Consider the following 22,205-nt stretch of genomic DNA (forward strand, 5'->3'; position numbering starts at 1 on the left):
ACACATAAGAATTTTAACTACATTTGAGTAAAATATATTAATATGAGCAAACATCATCTCGGGGAATTTGAAGAAATCGTAATGTTGACGGTGGCCATTTTGGCTGATGAAGCCTATGGAGTGGCTATTATTGACGAAATGGAAACCCGATTGAATCGAAAGGTGAGTATAGGCGCTTTGCAAACGGTATTGAGGCGTCTTGAGAAAAAGGGATACTTGTCTTCACAATTTGGGGAAGCCACTAATATGCGGGGCGGGAAGCGCAAACGCTATTTTTCGTTGACTGCTTATGGCAAAAATGTACTGACCGAAGTTAAAGAGCAGCGACTTAGCCTTTGGGAAGCTATTCCTAATTTTTCCTTAAACAAATGATGAATCAAACTGATAACCCAACTCCTCCACATTGGCCGAGTCGCTTTTTGCGCTGGTACTGCCACCCAGACTACCTGGAAGATATCGAAGGCGATCTGATCGAAAGGTTTGAGGCTGACACCGTGGTAAAGGGCTCAAAAACGGCACGATGGAACTTTACCAAAGATGTAGCCCGACTCTTCAGGCCAGGCATCATCCGTCCATTATCCGGAAGTGATCAACTAAACCAGTACGGCATGTTTAAAAATTATATCAAAGTAGGCGTAAGAAATATACTGAGGCAAAAAGCCTTTTCTGTAATAAACATTGCCGGCCTGGCAATAGGCATAGCTTGCTGCCTGCTCATTTTACTTTATGTTAACGATGAGCTGTCTTATGACCGCTACAATAAAAATTTTGACCGTATTTACAGAATATTGCATACCTATAGAAATGCTGAAAATCCCGGCAGCCTGCCTCCTCCTTCGCCGGAAGACTTCCAGGTCTGGGGCAGCGCACCTGTAGGCCCTGCATTGCAGGCTGAGTTTCCTGAAATAGAAGGTTATTTCCGTTTTACGAGCCCCTCTCAATTACTCTTTCAGTATGGCAGTAAAAGATTTCAAGAGGACAATATGGTTTTTGCGGACTCTTCTGCTTTTCAAGTTTTTAGCTGGAACCTCATTTCCGGAAATCCAAAAACGGCTTTGAAGGAACCCAATAGCATTGTGCTTACACTAAGCACGGCTATGAAGTATTTCGGCTATGAAGACCCAATGGGCAAGACCATTAACATAGACCAAACCGAGACCTTTATAGTTACAGGGGTTATGGAAGATGTGCCGTCCAACACTCATTTCACTTTTGACGGGTTGATCTCCATGACAACATTTCAAAACTGGAGACCCGAGATATTTGACTCGTGGGGATATGTAGATTTTTATACTTATTTCCTTCTTAAGGAGAACACCCACATCGAATCCCTGGAGAGTAAAATACCTGGTTTTATTGAGCACAATGGCCCGGATTGGTACAAGTCAGATAATACGATTGCTTTTGAGCCGTTGTCTGCTGCCTATCTTCACTCCAGGGCTGCAAGGCAGCCGGGAACAACAGGAAGCTATACCAACATTTATATCTTTTCATTTATAGCTGGTTTTATTCTGCTTATCGCCTGCATCAATTTCATGAATCTTTCTACCGCGCGTTCCATGGAAAGGGCAAAGGAAATTGGTGTAAGGAAGGCAATTGGAGCACAAAGATATTCACTCATGGCCCAATTCCTTTTAGAATCAATCATGCTGACCTGGCTGGCCGCCCTGCTTGCAGTGGTATTAGCTGCATTTGTACTACCATTCACCAGAGAACTATCTGGCAAAGCATTATACTTCTCCGATCTGCTTTCCTGGCAGTTTATATCCATATTTACCGGATCGGTGATTTTTGTTGGCTTATTTGCAGGTAGTTACCCTGCCTGGGTACTTGCTAAATTCAAATCCAGCCAGGTGTTAAAAGGCAGATTCAAATCTTCATCCGGAGGCATTTTATTAAGAAAAGCACTGGTAGTATTTCAATTTGCACTTTCTATGTCTCTCATCGTCGGCACGGTTGTAGTTTTCTCTCAGCTCAGACTTCTTCGTACACTCGACATGGGTTTTGCTAAAGATCAAATGCTGGTTATTGATTTCGGGTGGGATGCCCGGATTCAGGAGCAGGTGGAATCTATTAAAACAGAACTGGGCAAACACCCAAAAGTAAATAAGGTCAGTGCATCCAGAGCTGTTCCCGGTGCCTTCCTCCCCAATGCCGGTACAAGCATAGAGTCAGCGAGTGGGGAAATGATAGTGCACAATCCTGGTATCTATGAAATAGACCCGGATTTTGTTCCTACCTATGAGATAGAAACAGTCGCTGGCAGAGCTTTTTCCGATGCTTTTCCATCAGATACCACAAAAGCACTGCTCATCAATGAAGCTGCAGCCAGATTGTATGGATATTCAGACATGGAGGATGTAATCGGCAAAAAATTCTCTCAGTGGGGACGTGAAGGTACTGTTGTAGGTGTGGTAAAGGACTTCAATTACAAATCACTTCACGATAAAGTAGAGCCGCTTTCTATTCGTTATGCGCCTTCAAATTCACTGCGACGATTTTCTTTAAAAATAGCACCGGAAGGAATGGCCGCAACGCTTGCCGATTTGGAACAACTTTGGTCGCAACTGGTTCCTCACCGTCCGTTTATTTACAGCTTCCTGGATGACAGCTTCAACCGACAATACGAGGCAGATGTTCTGTTCGGAAATATTTTTACGGTGTTCTCAGGCCTTGCCATCCTGATTGCCTGCCTGGGTTTATTTGGCCTTACCACCTATACTACAGCCCTAAAAACCAAGGAGATCGGCATCAGAAAAGTTCTGGGTGCATCATTGTTCAGCATAGTTACCCTTTTATCAAAAGATTACATCAGACTCTTCTTTGTGGCTGTGCTTATTGGTATTCCGGTTTCCTGGTTTGCAATGAACAGCTGGCTCAATGGCTTTGCTTATAAGATGGAAATTGGTCCGGGAGTATTTATTGTGGCTGCCGTCGTATGTGTATTGATAGCTCTGAGTACTATTAGCTGGCAGTCAATACACTCTGCTCTAAGAAACCCTGTCGATTCATTGAAAGATGAATAGCAACATATTTCTATAGTGAAAGAACTTAAGTGAGAACTGGCCAAAAACCACAATTATTGGCCAAAAGAGATGGTATCATGTGTAAAATGATGTAAATTGAAGTCCCCATTCAATCTAACTATACACCTATTCTGATGATACAAATTTCTAAAGTTCAACTTCTGTTCTTTCTAACTGCACCCTTTCTCATTACTACAATCAGCGTAGCTCAAAATGATACTGAGATATATGTATTTGACCTGAACCAGGATGGCACCAACTACTCGGTTTCGGAGCCGTTTAATGTCACTTATCAAAATCCGGGGTACGACAATCAACCTCATTTTTTACCAGACGGCTCCATGTACTATGTATCAACGCGTAATGGACAAACTGATGTAGCCCAGGTAGAGTTTCAGGAATACTCATGGAGCTGGCTTACCTGGACCGATGGCGGGAGCGAGTACTCTCCAACGCCTATTCCCGGCAGCCAGGATTTTTCCTGTATAAGACTGGATACCAGTGGATTACAATTATTATACAGGTATGATCATACTACTCAGGAGCCGAAGGTATTAATAACAGGGTTGAAAATAGGCTACCATTGTTGGTTGGATCAAAATACCATTGCTGCATTTGTACTTGGTGAACCTCCCACGCTGTATATCTGTAACGTTCAGAAAGGCGAATGCCTGCCCAGGCATAATAATATAGGAAGATCATTGCACCTGATCCCAAATACTTCTCTTCTAAGTTTTATAAGCAAAGCTCAGGAACCATGGCAAATCAAATCTTATGAGCCCGTGGCGGGTACCACAAGAAAGATCATTAATGTGGTCAATGGGTCGGAAGATATATGCTGGGCACCCGATGGTACGTTATTCATGGGCAGCGACAGCATTCTATATAAATTTCATGCTGCCTTTGATAAAGACTGGGTAAAAGTGGCGGATCTTTCTGAATTTGGCTTATCAGGTATAAGCCGCCTCGATATTAACCCTGATGGCAATCAAATAGCCATTGTGGTTAATCAGTCTCCTACTGTAGAAAAATAAAAAGAGAGGGGCTGTACACTCCTCCGGTACAGCCCCTCTCTTTTTTAATGTGGGTGTATTTACTCTTTAATGATCTTGCTGTTGATCACTTCTCTTTCCGTTTTCATGGAAATGATATACGCTCCCTGAGGAAGCCTTGACATATTAATCCGCACATTCGAACCTACTGACTCTATCTCTTCGATAACAACGCCTGTTAACGTCATCATTTTGAGGCTATAGCCTTTCGCTTCATCTGCTATGGCTATTTCTACCATATCTTTTACAGGGTTTGGCGTAGCTACGAAATATGCCTTTGGTCCTTCATTACCAAGTTCTTCAGCATTTCTTAAGTTAGCGAAAGCTGTATTGGCCAATGTGTTGGTAATATTTACGGTATAATCCTCAACCTCTCCGTAGGTGAAAGCACCACATGATGGAGGTGCCGCATTATATCTCATAGACACCCTCATTCGGGTAGTTCCCAATGCCGCCGATGATGGTATATTCAGTGTGCCCGACAACGTACCACTGCTGCTTGATGATCCGCTCACCATTTCTTCTCCCGAGTCAGCAAAGTCTCCATCCTGGTTAAGGTCAATCCATACTTTCCAGTATTCAGTATAGCTGGAGCCTGAGAAACCTGCGCTAAAGTTAATGGTATGGGAACCTCCACGGGTAAGATTAGTGCTCTGGCTCGTGAAATTGCCATATCCGCCATTGGCACCTGTAGCATTATTAATTGATCCTACAGCCACAAGGTCTATCCACTCATAGTTAACACTATTACCGCCCGAGGTACAGTAGGTGACAGGGGTCTGAGTGGTAAAACTTACTGAACTTGCCGTTGACTGATTCCCGGCAGCATCTTTCGCTCTTACCGAAGCAGTGTATGAAGTTGAAGCAGTAAGACCTGTAAGATTATAGCTGGTAGTTGCTGTGGTACCAACGAGGGAGCTTCCTAAATAGACATCATAACCGGTTACTCCCACATTATCCGTAGATGCAGTCCAGCTTAGTGTAGCACTTGTTGTGGTAACACCTGAGGCAGTCAGTGAACCCGGTGCGGTAGGAGGCTGAGTATCTCCGCTTCCTGCCTGTATGTTCACAGTATAATCCTCAACTTCTCCATAACTAAAGCTTTCACATGAAGTAGGTATGCCATTGTACTTCATAGAAACACGCATTCTTGTGGCTCCATTCGTAGCTCCTGCCGGCACGGTAAAGCTTCCGCCAACCGGTGAGTTTTGTGTAGCAGCCTGCGTCCATACCTGCTCACCTGAATCTGTAAAATCTCCGTCCCGGTTATAATCAATCCATACACTATACCCTTCGTTGTATAGTGTGCCTGTCCAGGTAGGCGTCACAGAAATAGTATAAGAGGTATTTTTACTCAGGTTAGTTGAAATGGCCGTAAAATCTGTATAACCTCCGCTGCCTGCTCCCGAGTTATTATTGATTGACCCCACAGTTACATTACTGATGTATTCATCTACCACGCTATTGCCATTTGATGAACAATAGTTTAGTTGTACGTCCGTGGTAGTAAAGGTTACAGAACTGCTGTAAGCTGAAGTAGTACCATCACTACATTTACTTCTCACCTGAGCTTCATACTGAGTAAGCGGCGAAAGACCAGTGATGCTGGCAGAAGTACCTGAAACAGCATTTGTAGTCCAGGTGGAAGTGCCTGTCTGACGATACCTTACATCATAGGTAGCTCCGGGCACGGCATTCCAGCTTACTGTAGCTGATGAAGAACCAATATTTGATGCTCCAAGTCCTGTAGGGACAGTAGCCGTACAGCTTACAGCACCGGCAACACCCGTTACGATCAGCGTATAATCCTGGCTACCACCTGAAAGCGATCCTTTATGAGTAACAGTAATGGTATAGGAACCGCTTGCTCCTGATATGTCAATTCTCTCATATGGATCAACATTATTATCGCCGGTGCCATTTGAGTTTACTCCCGTGAGACGGTAAGGATTGTAGGTTGTACCTCCTTTGGTAACCCTGATGTCCAGGTCATTGACCAATACAGGTGTAGTAAGGTTAGCAGTACCGGTGTTGGCAGTACCTGCCGGATCTGTCCAGGAAATTGAGGCCAACAGCGGACTTGTGCCATCTGAGTTGACCGTGATAGAGTATGACTGGCCTGCACTTAGCGTAAGCTCCTCTATTCGCGAAGCAGTACCATTGGCAGTAATAGCCTGGGCAGCAGCCTTGGCATTCAGCAAGCCCCATCCGTATACAGCATCAGGCCCTGCAATACCTGCATCATCAGCGGTGTGAAGCGCCAGACCTTTAAGGGATGCCGCACGCATAAAATTCCCATTGACATTGTTATAATGCTGCTGCAACAACAGCAGTGTACCTGTCACATTGGGTGATGCCATGGATGTACCGGTGATTGAGTTATAGGCAACATCACTGTTATCATATGTTGAATACACGCTTGTACCATTTCCGGTAATATCCGGCTTTATCCTCAGGTCATCCGTAGGGCCTTCGCTACTGCTGCTGTTTATTGTAACACTGTTCAGCGTACCATCTGAAGCCACATTGGCATCCTGCCCATTGGCAACTACCATATTGTTCTTACATGTAGAGTGTCCGCTAAGCTTATCAAAAGCAGAGTTTCCATTAAGAGGTGCACCGTTCGAAGAGTTGTCGTTACCATCATTACCTGCTGCTACGACCATGAGATAATATGGTGAGTTATACATCAGGTTATCCCAGTCTCTTGACTCAGCAATGTATGCACCGAAATACCAGTCAGGTATCAGACTGGCCCTGTAACCGTAGGAATGGTTTGAAAGAAGCATGCCATCTGCGGCCTCCGCGGTAGCTTCTGAAAGGTCATTGTTCCATTCATGGGTCAGTGCCTTGGCATGTGGCGACATACCCTTGGCATTGGCCTGAACACCTGACGCAACAATGGTACCTGTAACATGCTGGGCATGGAAGCTGTTGCCATTCAGGGCAGTAACACCATCATTAATGGTCACCCTGTTGGTACCGCCTGCACCATCAAATTCCTGGTGAGTAGGTCTCGTTGGGCCACCGTCCCAGACATGGGCAGTCATGTTTTGTCCGTTTACGTTAAGCCCGAGGGTTCCGCCAGAGTGAAGGTGATTGGCTCTGGTTGAACGTGCCGCACTTACGTTGTACACTGTGTAGTAAATAGGCCTGCCATCCTTCGAAACGGCTATTAATTCATCAAATGAACCATCTCCGTTGGACTTTAGTACTTCCCAGCCTTTTTGGGCTGCCATTTGTAGAGCATTCTGCTTTGCCGTCAAAGCCTTTTGGCTATATTCTTTCTGTAATTCCGAAAGGCGGGCTTTGTCGTACCGGCTACTGATCTTTTGCTTCTCCGTGGGGGTTTGAGCAAAAGCCATAGAAATTGAGAATAGGAAAATGGGTAACACCACTTTCCAGTGTTTGGTTTTTGTTTTCATTTGGGTTTAGGTTTAATGGTTGAAGCCATAAGTTAGAAAAAAAGAGGCGATTTCCAATGTAAGAATACCTCATCCAAACCTGATATACCCTGAAAAATTTCATGTAACAAACTGCTATTCAGTCAATAACAGTTAAAATAAAATTATTGTGTCAGCCGGTACTTTTTTTTTCTGTCAGCCTCCTTTTTCATGGCCAGCCTGAGAAAGAAAATGAAGCCACCCACTACAGTGCCTACTATAAGTATCATGGAAATAACAGCTGCTGTACTCATGACTTGTTTTTTACAAAGGTGTTGTACAAATATTTGTTTAAAAGCAATCCTGCGATGATAACAAGGCCCCACTGGGTAATAATTGATGCATTGCTATACACATCAAAAATATTCCAGTTTCCATTTTCATCGAACCATGGATTTTTGGAATAGCCCTGAGACATCCACCAATATATGAGGATAACCCCAAAAAACACGTTAAAGATCAGGGCAATTGCAAAATACTTTGAAGGGACATTAAAGTCTGAATCCGTATCGATGTAGTCCCTTTTAAATTTGGAAACACCATACCGGAGAACAGCGACAATAATGAGCAGTCCCGAAACAATAAGACCAATACCCCAAACCCAATCCTGATTGTTGAAGAAGTCTAGCGAGTAGGCGGAAGGAAAACCAAAAACAATGCAGAAAGCGGCGGTCCTTATCGCTGCGGATGTCCTAGTGATGCCCATATCTCTCAGGTTACTGATAAACAGCTCAAGCATGGGCAACAAAGAACTGAAAGCTGCGAGAAAGAAGGCGAGAAAAAATATAAAAGAAAGTATGGCTCCACCGCTGACTGTAGCAAACAGCTTTGGTATGATGGTAAATGTCAGTGCCTGATTGCCGCTTTGCAGATAGGAGATCGCCTCTCCTTCGCTGGCTGCCAGGGCAAAAACTGCCGGTAAAATTGCCATTCCTGCCATCAACGAGGCGGTATTGTTACCAAAGCCGCCAATGAAGGTATTTAATACTACATCCTCACTCTTACGGGAATAAGATGATATGGTCATGATCAATCCCCAGCCTGCCCCGGTTGACCAGGCAGATTGGGATAGCGCCTCAATCCAGATTGTCGGGTTTGAAAAGTGCCTGAAATCAATAAAGAACATATATTCAAGCCCTTTATACCCGTTTTTCATATTCAGAGCCATAATGGTGATCACGAGCAGAAGTGCAAATAAAGTAGGAATCAGGATTTTATTGGCTTTTTCAAGACCATTCTGAATCCCTTTAATAAGCACGAAGATGCCAACGATAACGGCAAGTATGTACAAAACTATAGTCCATATATTGTTATTGGCAATTGTGTCCCAGTATTGATCCAGGTATGCAGGGTTAGCAGCTAGTTCGTCGGCAATAGTGTTGCCTCCACCAACAAAAGCCCATAGGTTCTGAGCTGAAAGTCCAAGGTACTGCAATGCCCATCCTGTAACTATAGCATAGTAAAAGGCAATACCCAACGTACAGAGGGTAATAAAAAAGCCTCCCCATGTCATACCCTTCCCTCCTATTTTTCCATACGAGCCGATTACGCCTAGCTTATATTTTTTACCTATGGAAAACTCGGCCATCAATAACGGGATAGACCAGATTAACAGGAAAACAATCCAGAGGATAAGGAATGAGCCGCCATACTGACCGGCAAGCCGTGGAAACCGCCAAAGATTACCCGCCCCTATGGCCATACCCAAGGAGGCCAGTACTATACCCCAGCGATTACTAAATTGCTCTTGCATATTATTGGTTTAATGTTCGTAAACGTTTGCACACGAGCGGCTAATTTAATGATTAGAATATAAACGCTATCATTTCCGCCATTTTTTGAATACAAGCGGGTAAAAATGTATTACAATTTTAACCTTTGGACGATTTCATTTGATCAATCGACTCGTACAGCCTATTTGCATTTTTTTTTGAACAAAGCAGGTGTAGCGTCTTCGTGATTGAACTACTCCTCCAAAAGCTCCAATATAGGTTGCCCGGTAGCCGCACTTGGAAGTTTGATGCCCAACATCATGGAAAGCGTAGGTGCTATATCGGTAACCGGATGATACCGGTAAGATTCCCCTTTTTTGATACCTGCCCCATACCATAGCATAGGCACATGGGTATCGTAGGTAAATGCAGAATGGTGTGTAGTACCTGTTTTATCCCAGCTTCTGAACCAGCCGGGCTGAAGACTGAACAATACGTCGCCAGATCTTTTCTGATGATAGCCTCTTGCCAAAAGTCCTTTGATACCTTCGGCTCCATAATCCATCCAATTAATAGCATAGGCAGGGTAGCTCTCTGCCACTCCTTCCAACTGCATCAGGTAATGGGCAATAAACTCCTGGGCTTCGTGCAGCGGTACCTTTTTCTCAAGCATTAGCGCCCTGTTAAAGAAAACCTGCAGGTTACTGAAATTTTCGACCCAGTCTCCTTCTCCGTATTTTGAGCTTAAGGCTTCTTCCACTTTCTTCTCTACGTCCTCAGTAAAATAACCGGCCGGCACCTTATTATCTATCAGATATTGAGGCACTTCAGCCACCGCATGGTCTGCCGTGAGAAATATGACATAATTGCCTTTGCCTACTTTTTGATCAAGGGTAGCGATCAACTGCGCAATGTTTTTATCCAGCCTCAGGTAGGTATCTTCAAGCTCAATAGAATAGGGGCCAAAATCATGACCTATGTAGTCAGTAGACGAGAAGCTAACCGCAAGGAAATCGGTGTACTCGCTTTTACCCAACTTCTCCCCTTCAATGGCTGCCAGGGCCAGCTCGGCAAGTATGTCATTGCCAAACGGTGTAGCTGCCAAGCTTTCATAATTGCCTTTATTTTTGGATAGATCGTAAGGAAAAACCGCGTCACGGTCACCTATCGGCATTTCATACTTTGATTTATCCGGGTCACTGGCGATGTAGGTTTTAATATCATATAGGGGTTCCCATAGCTGAGACAGGTAATGATCTGCCCGTTTCTTATTGTTAAACTTCTCTACCCAGGCAGGAAGCTTTTCTTTGTAATAGGTACTGGTTATAAAATCACCTGTTTCTTTATCGTACCAATAGGCCTCTCCCAGATGGCCGGCAGGAAAAATTGCACCCCTGTCTTTGATCGAAACACCTATTACTTTAGACTGTTTTTTTGTAAACAACCTGAGCTCATCGGTGATTGTTGTTGAGAGCAGATAGTGCGGCGACATTTTACCACGTGCAGAGCTACTACCTACGGTATGTTGTGTATTATCATCGGTGCAATAAACCATGTCTTTCAACTCTTTATTGTACCAGTTATTGCCAATGATGCCATGAATACCGGGTGTGGAGCCGGTGTAAACCGAGGCGTGTCCCGGTGCTGTATAGGTGGGCACATAATTGAAATGTGCGTTTTTAAAAGCGTACCCATCTCTGGTTAGCTTGTTAAAACCGTCTGCTCCAAATCTGGCCTCAAAACGGCTCAGGTACTCCTGGCGCATCTGGTCGACAATGACTCCGACCACAAGCTTTGGTTTTTGAGTTTGTCCTTCGGCAACAGCTCCCAGATTGAGAATGAGTACAAACAGCAATAATTTTTTCATTTGTCAGATAAATTTCTAGTTTAAGAGGAGTAAGTGGGTATATCCAATACGCACAATATTAACAAAATAGAACGGAATAGCCCCATGTTCAGATACAATCAGTTGTCACAATATATCAGCGGATAATCTTCGGTTTCAAAGGTTTGCTTGCGGATGGGATTCCCATCTTTATCGTAATAGATCACTACATACAGACCGGCCTCAGCAATATTTTTTTCGGCAAAAAATACTGGTTCCGTTTCAGTGCCCACATTGATCACATCATTGTAGGTTGCTGAAATTATCTGGCCCCGTATACTGCCCAGCACGCCATAGCCAGACTCCCTGAGTACGATAGCCATCTGCTCCCCTGCTGCCTGACCTACGATTTGCAGGGTTTTTATTCCTTCGTCAATAATTTGCTGTGATTTGAGATTGAAAAGCGACCACTGGTATCCGGTTTTAACCAGCGCTACACTATCGCTCCAGTACCTGACATCATCATAGGTAAAATCGGAAAGTTGTTTGTTTTCTTTACTGATCAGGCCCAGCCTTTCCTTTTTTGCTGCAATAAAAACTTCGTTATTATAGCGGTGTACATTTTTCTCATACTCCGCGGGTATAAATACGCCTCTTTCCTTATTATAAAGTCCAAATTTCTTATTGCGAAGCAAAGAAACAAAACCATCCTGATAGTTGGCTATGGCATCATATTCTGTTCGGAGCAACACCTCTGCACTGTCGGATAGTATACCCTTCCTGCCTCGCTGTGAGATTATAATATAATGAGGCCCCAGTGCTTTAGCTTCATCAAAAGAGCCACTGAAAACCCGCTGCCCCAGTTGATTGTAAATACTCTTTTTCCTTCCATCATCCACAATGAGGTATTGCGCAGCATTTAAGGACGAGAGCAAAGTGACTTTTTCATTCGCGGACAAAAGCAACGGTTTTTCCCTTGTAACTACAGCAACAGAATCATTTTTATACATTACTGCATAGGCGTCCCCCATTAAACTCAGGGAATCCAGGTTCCTGCCTCGCAAGGTATAGTTGTCCATATCATAGAGTAGCCAGTTTTCTTTATTCTTTAATGCTACCCAGGCTTCATTTATGCTGGCCTTAAAGGCAGGCTCCTTATCTATCGGCCGGTAATTTTCATTCAGCACGTAGAACTGGCCTTGCTTATCGATCAGAAAACCTTTCTTTAATATTTTAATTTTCTGGTCAGCAAAAGGTATGATCTCATTGAGCCTTGCATCTATTATGGTTTCGCCTCCTTTTGCACTCATCCAGATCTGGTTATCATTTATCAGTTCGAAATCTTCATAAGGTTTCCCATGATCAAACTTTTGGTTATCCACGGAAACCACCAATGAGTTTAAATTTTTTACATATATCAGGTTTTCTTTTTCCAGGATGATGAATGCCCCCTGAGATAGAATGTCGGTATAACTGCTGCCAGTTATTTGCCTGCCCGAAACAGTTTTTAAACCCCACAGATCGTTCTTTTTGAAAGCTATCAATGCTCCTTTGATAAGCCGTGCATCCTGATATTCAACAGGCAATACGATTCTGCCCGATTTGTGAACCATGCCTGTTTTATCGTCATGGCCAACTTTTAACAAACCATAGCCCAGGTTGGTGACCTGATCGTACCTACCCTCATAGATCACTGCATTATCAGGGGCAATTATTTTATCACCGGCAAGCAAATAATCACGGTCAATGCCACCGCAAAGCTCTGTTTCAAAAATACCCGCAAAGGCCGGTGGGATTATGGCATTACCATACGTATCCATGAACCCATACATCCTGTTGTCCATGATGGGAATGAATGTACGGCCTTCCAGAATGATGACCCTTGCCAGGGAATCTGTTACCATAGATTTTGGAAGGTACTTCCCTTGCTCTTTAAGCACATGATACAAAAAATCAACCGCTCTCGGCCTTACCCGGCTTCGGGGAAACTGTTTGATAAAATTAAAATAACTGTCAGCATGGTTATCGGCCGTCATCACCTCGTAAATATTCACTTCGGCTTCCGTGCGGTATGGTGTATCAGGGTTTTCTTTCAGGAATTTGAGGTAGCTCATCAACTTCCCATCAGCCGTGCTTTTGCTGAAATAGAGCTTTTCGTACCGCTGCCTGGCCTCCTCTACCTGTTCGGCATCCGGGTATTTTTCCATAAAGAGCTGGTAGCTTTTATAGGTATTTTCTGCTTTGGCCGAGGCGTAGGCCAGCGCATTGCGCAGGCTTCTGGCTTTTGGAACCTGCATGGAAGTATTATAATTGGCTAAAAAATATATAAAACCTGCCTCAGTGTTTGTTTCCAGTGCCCTTTGAAAAGCTATGCTGTCAATCCGTACCTTCAACTGCTCCAGGGCAGTACTGTCGATCCCGGCATTTATGTGCTTGCTCTTTGCTTTTTCCCCCAGGCTATCGTAGGCTATCCGAGCTTTGAGGATATAAAAATGGGCCGAGTCAATTTGTGGGCGTTTATTTGCGGTATCAATGAGCACCCTGGATCTTGCGTACAAAGAGGCCGGAAGTAAGCTATCTTTCTCCAAAGCCTTATCCACCAAAGCGGCCGACTTGACCCACTTGCCTTTTTCCAGTTGCTTTAAAGCCCTCTTGGCTAAACCTACCTGGCCGTAAGCCGTGTGTACAACAACAAATAATATAAAGCTGATTAAAATGCGCATGCTCAAATAATGAACACGAATATGCCCATTTTTAAATAAAAAAACATTTTAAGAGGCTTCAATGCTCCGATTTTTATGAGAAAATATAAAGGGCAATGAAAACGTGTTTGGTTGTCGTGGAGATTTGCCAGGATCATGGCGGAATGGTTATTTGGTAAAACACGCAACGATTGGCTAAGTTTGTTAGCATCGGTTCGATTCCCAGGCACTGAATCTCATGCCGTATGGGAATACCTCAATCACAAGTCGTAAAAAGAAGTTTAATTTAACTCTTTTTAATGATCTAAAATTGTTAAGTAATCATTATTTTGTAGAAAGCATTTTGCCTATGTTAACTGTAAAACTAAAGGAGTCACTTCACAAATTGATCGACAGGATAGATGATGAAGAATTATTGAATGCCTATCTAAAGATTATTGAGAAGGGACTTTCATCTTCTATTGACCCCATTGCGGGCTATACTACCAAAGGTGAGCCTATCACGAAATCAACATTAGTGAAAAGAGTAAGGTCAGCATCTGCAAGAGTTAAATCAGGAACCTTCACTGACCAGGAAGATCTGGAAAAAGAATCGGAAAATTGGTAGGTAAAAGGTACTAGCTGGTTGTTTTGATCAACAGACAATAACGGATTGAGTTGTTTATGAAGCCCATTCTAGCCAATTTCGACCTACAGGCCTTTGCCGAGTAAGCTGATACGACATCAGCCAATGCTACAGAACAGCAAAGCTTTACCAAACTTTTGGAAGTTTAGTAAAGCCGCAATTTAGCTCTGTAAGCTACCATTATAAAAATAAATTTACCAACCGAAAGTTAATGAGCGCATGGAGTCTGGTACCATAACTGAATAGCATTAAGCCCCTTGCCGGTCAAGACATAAAAGAAGGGGCCGGTCATACAACCAGCCCCTAAAACTAACCCGTAAAATTAATCAACCTAAAGGGTTACTCCTGTACCAGCAACCTCTTAGTATTTCCATCCAGTTCGAGTACATAAATGCCGGGTTTTACTGATCTCAGGTCTACTCTGATATCATTTACGCCCTCATTAAGCTCTACATGCTGTTGGTAAACAGTAGCCCCTGTACTATTGACAACGCGGAGTTTTACTGCTTTAGCCTTTCGAAGGCTATAAATTTTAATATCTACATAGCTTCTGGCCGGGTTAGGGTAAAGGTTAAGCCCGTCAGCTAGAGGTTCTCCGCCACTAAATGCAGAAGTAGCCCCGTTGCATGGCCCCAGGTTGGTCCACCAGCCGTAGTATGGAGGCCAGTAGATGCCATCGATCTGGGCTTCGTACAAGTATCCCTGGTAAACCACCCGGTCTCCCGCATAGTAAACCTGGCCATTCTGATAAGGTGCTACTCCGTTACATCCGCCACCATTGCCACCATCGGTAGTGAACGTGATTGTGGTGTAAGGCGCTGACTGCCCGTTAGAGCAGGTGTAGTTAATGCGCACGTCGTATGAAGTATTTGCTGCCAGTCCGGTGAAAGGCTCACTGTTGGAGCTTACTGTTTCAGTAGTCCAGGTAGATTGTGAGCTTCTCTTGTAACCAAAGTTATAACTACTTACCCCGGATACTGCATTCCACGAGATCTGGGCAGAATTGCTGGTAATTTGAGAAGCCGCCAGTCCGCTCACGGCGTTGCAGCTACCTCCACCACCACATGGACCGATCTCTCTCCAGTATGCTGAGGTTGGAGGCCAGTAGTAGATGTTATAGAGGGCTTCGTATATTTTATTGTTATATACTACCTGGTCACCTGCATCATAGTAAGCCGACTGGCTCCAGGCCGGAAGCCCATCGCAACCTCCGCCACCATCAGAGTCAGTAGTAAAGGTGGTAGTGGCGTATTCAGAAGGATCACCACTACTACAAGTATAGCGTACTCTTACATCGTAGCCGGTACCAGCGCTAAGCCCTGAAAGGCTTCTGGAGGTCCCGTTTACAGTTACACTGGTGTAAGATGATGCACTTGAGGCTTTATATTGTAAAGTGTAGGAACTCACCCCCGAAACACCATTCCAGGATACAGAAGCAGATGTCTGCGTTATGCTACCCACAGACAAACCTGTAACGGCATTGCAACCCGGATTATCTGAATTCGTGGTAAAGGATGTTGTAACATAGTCAGCAGTAGTGCCATTAGAGCAGGTATATCTGGCTCTTACATTATAAGTTGTGCCAGGGGTTAAGCCTGTAATGGTTCTGCTATTGGTGTTTACATTCAGTGTAGTGTATGTGCTACTGGTACTGGGTTTGTACTCAAGCGTGTAAGTACTTACTCCTGAAACTGCATTCCAGCTAACAGTAGCACTTGTAGTACCTATCTGCGAAACGGATAACCCGGTAAGCGCATCGCACGTATTTCCGCCACCACAATTGCCACTGAAGGCACTTCCAACACCAACGGCATGCATGGCATCCGTAGCCGCAGCCTCCTCGCATGAACCGTTTCCATAGAGGTCACGTGCTGCATTGATTACAGCCGTTCTGGCTGCGGAATAACCGGATGATGCTGTCAAATATCTTGTTAGCGCGCGGTAGGCGATCTGAGCAGCCTTTTCAATGCCAACACCACTTACGCTGAACGAACTGCCATTATCATTTGTACCACTTCCACCTTCAGCAGTCAGGTAGTACCAGTAGTTCAATACACCACTGTTGGTGTGTACACCGCCATTATCACCACCGGAAGTGCTGGCCCAGTAAGTACCCCTGTAAGTATCAGGCTGACGATGACGATTAGGGTTGCTCATAGACCGTTGGAAGGCAATATACTCTCCAACAGTCCACTTATCGCCAACGTTTGCATAGTGCTCTGCATAAGTTCCGAAGATATCGCTGAATGCCTCATTAAGGGCTCCTGACTCTCCCTGATAGATCAGGCCGGCAGAGGTGCCGGTAACACCATGGGTAACTTCGTGCGCCACCACATCCAAAGAGGTAAAAGGCGTGCCGCTGCTGCTGTTACCGAATGAAGCTGTTCCGTTTTGCCAGTAGGCGTTGTTATTTACCTGAGGATTGTTAACTACAAAATTGATCTTAGAGCCTCTGTTGTCATATCCGTTCCTGCTGAACTTCTCTTTGTAGTAATCCCAGGTAACTTCAGCGCCCCAGTACACATCAATGTAGTATTTGGCATTTCCAGTGCCTGAAAAGGTAGAAGATGTGCTGTAGTATGGGCTGTTGTTGTTGTAAAGCTGGAAATTCCTGTTTCCGGTTTGTCTCGCATAGTAGTAGCTTCCGCTCTGGTCTACCGTGATGGACTTGGCTCCATAGTAACCTGTATTGGCCGTACCGTTTACCAGGGCATCATGGATCAGGGATTCTTCGAATACAATTTTTCCATTGACTGCATCCACGTATACATTTTGCTCTGTATAAGGTTCAATCGCAAATACATCGAACCGGTAGGTAAGTGTAAGTTTGCCGGCATCCAGTTCGTTATCGGTAGTAATATAAACCAGCTCACCTTCCGGTTTGTCATAATTAATGTTTCTGTGGTTTTCATGCTTTCCGGCTTTTACCTGCCTGGCTTCTTCGGTTTCCCAAATATAGGTTCGGGCATTTACATGCTCCAGTGCTCTTCTCAAAGCTGCAGTCTCTGACAACGAGGCCGACTTTTGAGTAGATACGGGAAATTGTCTGTACCACTCTCCATTGGCGGTTAGCACTTTACCGTCCTTCACATGCAGCAAAAGCATAGAGTTGGCTATAGCAATATTATTAAAGGTTTGCCTCACGCGGTAGTGGGTGATCCCAAGCTCATCAGTTTCTACATTGATAACTTTAATACCGTAATCAGCATTGGCTTTATAATTCTGCCGAATAAATGATTCAACGCTGCCAAGTGCCGGCGTTTTTTCAAATTCTGTAAAATGCTGGAATAATCCTTTCTGCTCGTACCTGCTCACATCCTGAGCATTAGCCATTCCCAGGCTAAATAATAACAACAATGTGAGAAGATGAGCATTCATCTGTCTCATAAACATTCTTTTCATATTGGTAATTTGGTTTTAGGTTTGAAAAATAAACACCCTCCAAGGTGTGCATTTTGCCTAAACAGCAGCGCTAAAACTGTGCATGGAAATGAGGCCGTTTTGTTTAGAAGGGGTCGTTTTGTTTACAAAGGGGCTGTTATGTGCAAAACTCACCCTTTGACCTTATTGTTTCTCAGAAAGTCTGAAGGGGAAATGCCGAAGTAGCTCTTGAAGTACTTCCTGAAATTTTTAGGACTGTTATAACCTATTTCATCGCTGGTCTCATTGATGTTATAACGACCTGACTTCAATAGTTTAGCTCCTTTGCGTACCCTCATCACATGAATAAACTCTTTGGGAGAAAAATTAGTCAGCGCAGGAAATTTCAGGTACAGCAGCGATCGGCTGACCTTAAGTTTATCTGCCAGGTCGGCCACATCGAAGTAAGGATCGGCCATGTGGGCATTCACAATTACCATAGCCCTTTTCAGGAGCTCAGAGTCCGGGGAGTTTTGTACTGCCTCATCAATATTGGCCATGGAGTCGGAAAACATAGCTTTCAGACTGGCTCTTGAGCTGATCAGGTTTTGAACACTGGCCAGCAATACCGATTTATCGCAGGGTTTGGACAAGTGCAGATCGGCACCCGCTGTAAGCACCTCCACTTTTTTGGCATCCGAGGCAAAGGCTGTAAGCACTATGATAGGAATGTGGCTGGTCATCTCATCCTCCCTGATCTCGCGGATGAGTGCATGGCCACTTTTCCCGGGCATCGAAAGATCGGTGATGATCAGGTCGGGCAATTTGGTTTTGGCCAGCTCTACACCGTCAATTCCTGACCTGGCATCAATTACCGAATAGTATTCTGAAAGAATGCTGCATATATAGTTTCTGATCTCCTTATTGTCTTCCACCACCAGCACTTTGGCTCCTTCGCTGGGTTTAAACTCTTTATTAAAGCGTAGCAATGTTCGTTTGAGGTGATGCTGCAGCCGGTACTTGAGGAGCTGGTCGCTTTGGAAATGTGATGACCCTTTATAGAGAAATAACGAAAAAGCAGTACCCTCTCCTTTCACACTGTTAACACTGATCTCTCCATGATGCAGATTGACAAGCTTTTGGCTCAGGTGCAGGCCTATACCCGTGCTTTCAAAACCACTGGCTTCATTGATCGGCGGTTGTGAAAAGGTACTGTCAAACACCTTACCCAGGTCACTTTCTGCTATACCCATACCACTGTCTTTCACGGTGATCTGCACCGCATCCTGCCCTGCTGCCTGATAGCCGCAGTTGACCCTGACTTTAATGCTGCCTTCAGCCGGGGTAAACTTAAAGGCATTGGAAAGCAGGTTAAATATTACCTTTTCAAGCTGGTCTTTATTAAACCAGATCAATTCAAAGTTTTTATCCGTTTCAAATTTCAGGTCAATATGGTTTTTCCGGGCCAGCTCTTCAAAAACCTGACAGGTATCTTTCACGAAGGTGACGATGTCATGCTGTGCCACCATGAGTTTAAGCCCTTCCTTCTCCAGCTTCTTTACATCAATAAGCTCATTGGCCAACCGCTTGAGGCGCTGTGCGTTGATCTCAATCTTATCCAGATGTTTTGGGTTCAGTGCGTTGCCGTTGGTTTTCAGGCTATCAATGTCGTTGAGTATGAGGGTAAGAGGAGTCCGGAACTCATGGGAGATATTGGAAACGAAGTCCAGTTTGAGATTTTGATTGATTCGTGCTACTTTTTCCAGTTCCAGTTGCTGCTTTAGCCGCACTCCCGCCAGCCTGTAGCGGTAATACCCGGCTACGATCAGGCCTGCCACCAGGCTGTACAGCACAAACGACCACCAGGTTTTCCACCAGGGGCCGTCAACTGCCATGGGTATGGACGAAGTGGCCAGCACCTCTCCTCCATGACGGATCACCCTTACATCGAGCTTGTACTCTCCCGGGCTGAAATGATGCAAAGAAATATGAGGGCTGACCGGATCTACCGGAAACCACTTTCCATCATCAATACTATACTCAAAGCTGATGCCGTCGTGCCGGTGATGTGTGGGGAAGCCCAGCAGAATATCTATCACATCATCTTCATTTATTTCTACAACTGCTCCTTCTGCCAGTGTATTTTTAACCGGTTCATCATTAACCAGTATATCAGAAATGATGATGTTGCACGGAGCATTACATTGCTTATCATTTGCTGCCAACCGGCCGGGGTTGATAAATACCACTCCTTTATTGGTGCCAAAGAAAATATTGCCCTGACTATCCTTTCCTACGGAGCCATAATGAAAAAATGGCCAGCCTTTCGCTCCGGGTACCCTGTACTGATTGATCCTGCCTGTAGCAGGGTCGAAAGAGAATATCCCCTGGTTGGTACCCATCCAAAGGGTGTGGTGCTCATCTTCAATGATAGCATTGATCTTCTTGTTTTTGAAGTACGCTTTTTCTCCAAACTCCACCGTCTTCCCTGTTTTAGGGTTATACTTATAAAGGCCTCTGTTTGTACCCAGCCAGTTGGCACCATCACCGGCTATGACGGAATGAAATACAAAGACTCCGTAGTTGTCCGGGAAAAGGTAGTCATGACTGGTGTACAAACCATCTTTTACAATCCCGTTGACCCAATGGCTAAAAAGAATGATGCTGCTGTCACTCAAAAAATCACCATAGTAGATGGGCTTGTCCATCTGAAAAGCACCTTTGGCCAGTGAGTCCAGGTGATTGGTAACCTCACCGGTTTTTGGGTCAATTTTATTCAGCCCCTGCTGAGTGGTAGCATAAACCTGCCCCCGTGTATCTTCAAACACATCGTTAACAACAACGGAGGTCAACGGATCGGCATCATCGGGTGCATATATTTTAGGGTAAACCGCTTCACCTTGTAAAAAGCGCCTGTACTGTGCCTCTGTATAATAGCATAGGCCACCATATGTCGCTATCCATAAATTATTATTCCTGTCAAAATGGATCTCACTTGTACTGTCGGAAGGAAGATTGAGTCTTTTGCTATTTTTCCCTACTTCTGACAAGTCAAATGCGCCGTCACCCTGGTGTTGCAGGTAGATTACACCCTTGCCAAATGTACAAACAAGAAGCCCGTTTTTATTATCTGGCTTTACGGAGTACAAGCTGGTCAGATTGCCAATATATTCATGCAGGGCAATAGTTTTGATCCCTTCGCCATTGATGGATGTGCTTTTGAGGCCATCGCCTATGGTAGCAATCCACAGCGTATTATTTTTCACATAAATGGACGAGATACCATCATCGAGAAAATTGAAATCTGGAATGGATTCGAAAGAAATTGACTCAGGCTCCGGGTGCCGGGTGTTGAGGTGGATGCGATACATGCCCATACCTGTAACCGAAAAGTAGAGGTATCCGTCGGCATAGGAAGCCGCGGAATATGGCCTGATTGTAGGTATATCACCAAAGTTGAGCCCGGGAACCCTTTCCAGCATTTGCTTATTCTGGTCATAGATGAAAGGGCCTTCTGTCATGTAATTGATCAAGAGCTGCTTTCCGGGTAATTGTTGCAGGTTCTTACCCAGCTTAAATTCATGCCGGTCATCTTTCAACGGATTATTGATCAGGTTAAAACTTTTCCATTGCCCGACCTCATTGGTTTTGCCATGAATTACGCCATAGCCTGCTACTGAAATGAACAGATCGCGCTCTTCACTAACCAAAAACTCATTAACGATCAGATTCTCCCCGAAATGGCTGACATCAAAAGCCTGAAAAGTCAGTGGATTAAGGTCAGCATCAGTGGATACGAGATAAACACCGTGTAAATAGGAAATCAATGCGCGATTGCCTCCCAGATAGATGATATCTTCAATGGGCCTTGTAATGGATAGCGGGTGATCTATTTGCCGGCGAAGCTCCGGGTCATATATTTTCAGTCCGTTTTTGGTACCCAGCCATAACCTCCCGCCAGGCATGATGTAGACAAAATATACGGGTGTATGGCGGCCGGTACTATCCGGTTCGAGTACCCTGGAGGCATGATAACCATCAAACTTTACCAGCCCGTTTTCAGTCGCCAGCCATAAAAGTCCTCTCCTGTCCTCCTTGATATCGTAGATGTAATTGGACACCATACCATCTATTTCCTTATATTCATTCCACACCGGCCTGATCTGACTGTGGGAACCAAGCGGAATTAATAAGAGCAGATAGGAAAAAATTAAGAATCTCATGATATTTCTAAGAAATGTAGCCTAAATGAGAAGAATATTAGGTAGAAATGTGCCTGAATAGAACACTGCTTCCGTCATAAATTCAACAAAAAGCCCCTATACAGACATTTAGAGCTATAAATACGCTATTTTATTAAGGTTTTCAAAAGGAATGCCCCTGTTTTTTAACCGATTCACAAATAGCACCTTACACTTTATTGAAGAATGGTTCCGCTGAAGAAGTTATATGGGTAGTAA

At 44.4% G+C, this 22,205-nt stretch carries 11 protein-coding genes; 4 read left to right on the forward strand and 7 right to left on the reverse strand.

The window, feature by feature from the left end; all coding sequences use genetic code 11:
* The first annotated feature begins 42 nt into the window (after positions 1–42).
* The 3 genes from LVD17_RS04710 to LVD17_RS04720 all read left to right on the forward strand — a co-directional run bounded on the left by LVD17_RS04710 (position 43) and on the right by LVD17_RS04720 (position 4,060).
* Positions 43–372 (forward strand): PadR family transcriptional regulator, encoded by a 330-nt coding sequence (locus LVD17_RS04710; protein ID WP_233765086.1) that lies wholly within the window; start codon positions 43–45, stop codon positions 370–372.
* Complete coding sequence (locus tag LVD17_RS04715; RefSeq protein ID WP_233765087.1) at positions 369–3,026, forward strand: ABC transporter permease; 2,658 nt, start codon at positions 369–371, stop codon at positions 3,024–3,026. The genes LVD17_RS04710 and LVD17_RS04715 overlap by 4 nt, the downstream gene beginning before the upstream one ends.
* Positions 3,027–3,160: 134 nt before the next feature.
* Entirely contained in the window at positions 3,161–4,060 is a 900-nt protein-coding gene (locus LVD17_RS04720) for a TolB-like translocation protein (protein ID WP_233765088.1), read from the forward strand.
* Positions 4,061–4,119: 59 nt separating this feature from the next.
* On the opposite strand, the gene LVD17_RS04725 is transcribed toward LVD17_RS04720, so the two are convergent.
* The 5 genes from LVD17_RS04725 to LVD17_RS04745 form a co-directional block, all read right to left on the reverse strand.
* The gene (locus LVD17_RS04725; RefSeq protein ID WP_233765089.1) at positions 4,120–7,503 is read right to left on the reverse strand and encodes a GEVED domain-containing protein; all 3,384 of its coding nucleotides are present in this window, start codon (positions 7,501–7,503) and stop codon (positions 4,120–4,122) included.
* A gap of 143 nt (positions 7,504–7,646) precedes the next feature.
* The gene (locus LVD17_RS04730; protein ID WP_233765090.1) at positions 7,647–7,775 is read right to left on the reverse strand and encodes a MetS family NSS transporter small subunit; all 129 of its coding nucleotides are present in this window, start codon (positions 7,773–7,775) and stop codon (positions 7,647–7,649) included.
* On the reverse strand, positions 7,772–9,274 hold the full coding sequence (locus LVD17_RS04735) for a sodium-dependent transporter (RefSeq protein ID WP_233765091.1): 1,503 nt from the start codon (positions 9,272–9,274) through the stop codon (positions 7,772–7,774). Before LVD17_RS04735 ends, LVD17_RS04730 begins: the two co-directional genes overlap by 4 nt.
* A 212-nt stretch (positions 9,275–9,486) precedes the next feature.
* Positions 9,487–11,100 (reverse strand): alkaline phosphatase PafA, encoded by a 1,614-nt coding sequence (gene pafA / locus LVD17_RS04740; protein ID WP_233765092.1) that lies wholly within the window; start codon positions 11,098–11,100, stop codon positions 9,487–9,489.
* Positions 11,101–11,198: 98 nt separating this feature from the next.
* Complete coding sequence (locus LVD17_RS04745; RefSeq protein WP_233765093.1) at positions 11,199–13,781, reverse strand: WG repeat-containing protein; 2,583 nt, start codon at positions 13,779–13,781, stop codon at positions 11,199–11,201.
* A gap of 328 nt (positions 13,782–14,109) precedes the next feature.
* On the opposite strand from LVD17_RS04745, the gene LVD17_RS04750 reads away from it, so the two are divergent.
* Positions 14,110–14,367, forward strand: a complete 258-nt coding sequence (locus tag LVD17_RS04750) for a hypothetical protein (RefSeq protein ID WP_233765095.1) — start codon at positions 14,110–14,112, stop codon at positions 14,365–14,367.
* Between the two features lie 357 nt (positions 14,368–14,724).
* Here LVD17_RS04750 and LVD17_RS04755 read toward each other — a convergent pair whose 3' ends face one another.
* The gene (locus LVD17_RS04755) at positions 14,725–17,787 is read right to left on the reverse strand and encodes a M4 family metallopeptidase (protein ID WP_233765096.1); all 3,063 of its coding nucleotides are present in this window, start codon (positions 17,785–17,787) and stop codon (positions 14,725–14,727) included.
* 149 nt (positions 17,788–17,936) lie between these two features.
* Complete coding sequence (locus tag LVD17_RS04760) at positions 17,937–21,968, reverse strand: ATP-binding protein (RefSeq protein WP_233765097.1); 4,032 nt, start codon at positions 21,966–21,968, stop codon at positions 17,937–17,939.
* Positions 21,969–22,205: the final 237 nt, after the last annotated feature.

The organism is Fulvivirga ulvae (assembly GCF_021389975.1).
In the GTDB taxonomy this organism is placed as follows: domain Bacteria; phylum Bacteroidota; class Bacteroidia; order Cytophagales; family Cyclobacteriaceae; genus Fulvivirga; species Fulvivirga ulvae.

What these genes read in the sequence shown, in the direction of transcription:
- LVD17_RS04715 (WP_233765087.1), top strand. Translation starts at nt 369, where the DNA reads ATGATGAATCAAACTGATAACCCAACTCCTCCACATTGGCCGAGTCGC.
- LVD17_RS04735 (WP_233765091.1), bottom strand. Translation starts at nt 9,274, where the DNA reads ATGCAAGAGCAATTTAGTAATCGCTGGGGTATAGTACTGGCCTCCTTG.
- LVD17_RS04745 (WP_233765093.1), bottom strand. Translation starts at nt 13,781, where the DNA reads ATGCGCATTTTAATCAGCTTTATATTATTTGTTGTTGTACACACGGCT.
- LVD17_RS04710 (WP_233765086.1), top strand. Translation starts at nt 43, where the DNA reads ATGAGCAAACATCATCTCGGGGAATTTGAAGAAATCGTAATGTTGACG.
- LVD17_RS04760 (WP_233765097.1), bottom strand. Translation starts at nt 21,968, where the DNA reads ATGAGATTCTTAATTTTTTCCTATCTGCTCTTATTAATTCCGCTTGGT.
- pafA (WP_233765092.1), bottom strand. Translation starts at nt 11,100, where the DNA reads ATGAAAAAATTATTGCTGTTTGTACTCATTCTCAATCTGGGAGCTGTT.
- LVD17_RS04720 (WP_233765088.1), top strand. Translation starts at nt 3,161, where the DNA reads ATGATACAAATTTCTAAAGTTCAACTTCTGTTCTTTCTAACTGCACCC.
- LVD17_RS04755 (WP_233765096.1), bottom strand. Translation starts at nt 17,787, where the DNA reads ATGAAAAGAATGTTTATGAGACAGATGAATGCTCATCTTCTCACATTG.
- LVD17_RS04725 (WP_233765089.1), bottom strand. Translation starts at nt 7,503, where the DNA reads ATGAAAACAAAAACCAAACACTGGAAAGTGGTGTTACCCATTTTCCTA.
- LVD17_RS04730 (WP_233765090.1), bottom strand. Translation starts at nt 7,775, where the DNA reads ATGAGTACAGCAGCTGTTATTTCCATGATACTTATAGTAGGCACTGTA.
- LVD17_RS04750 (WP_233765095.1), top strand. Translation starts at nt 14,110, where the DNA reads ATGTTAACTGTAAAACTAAAGGAGTCACTTCACAAATTGATCGACAGG.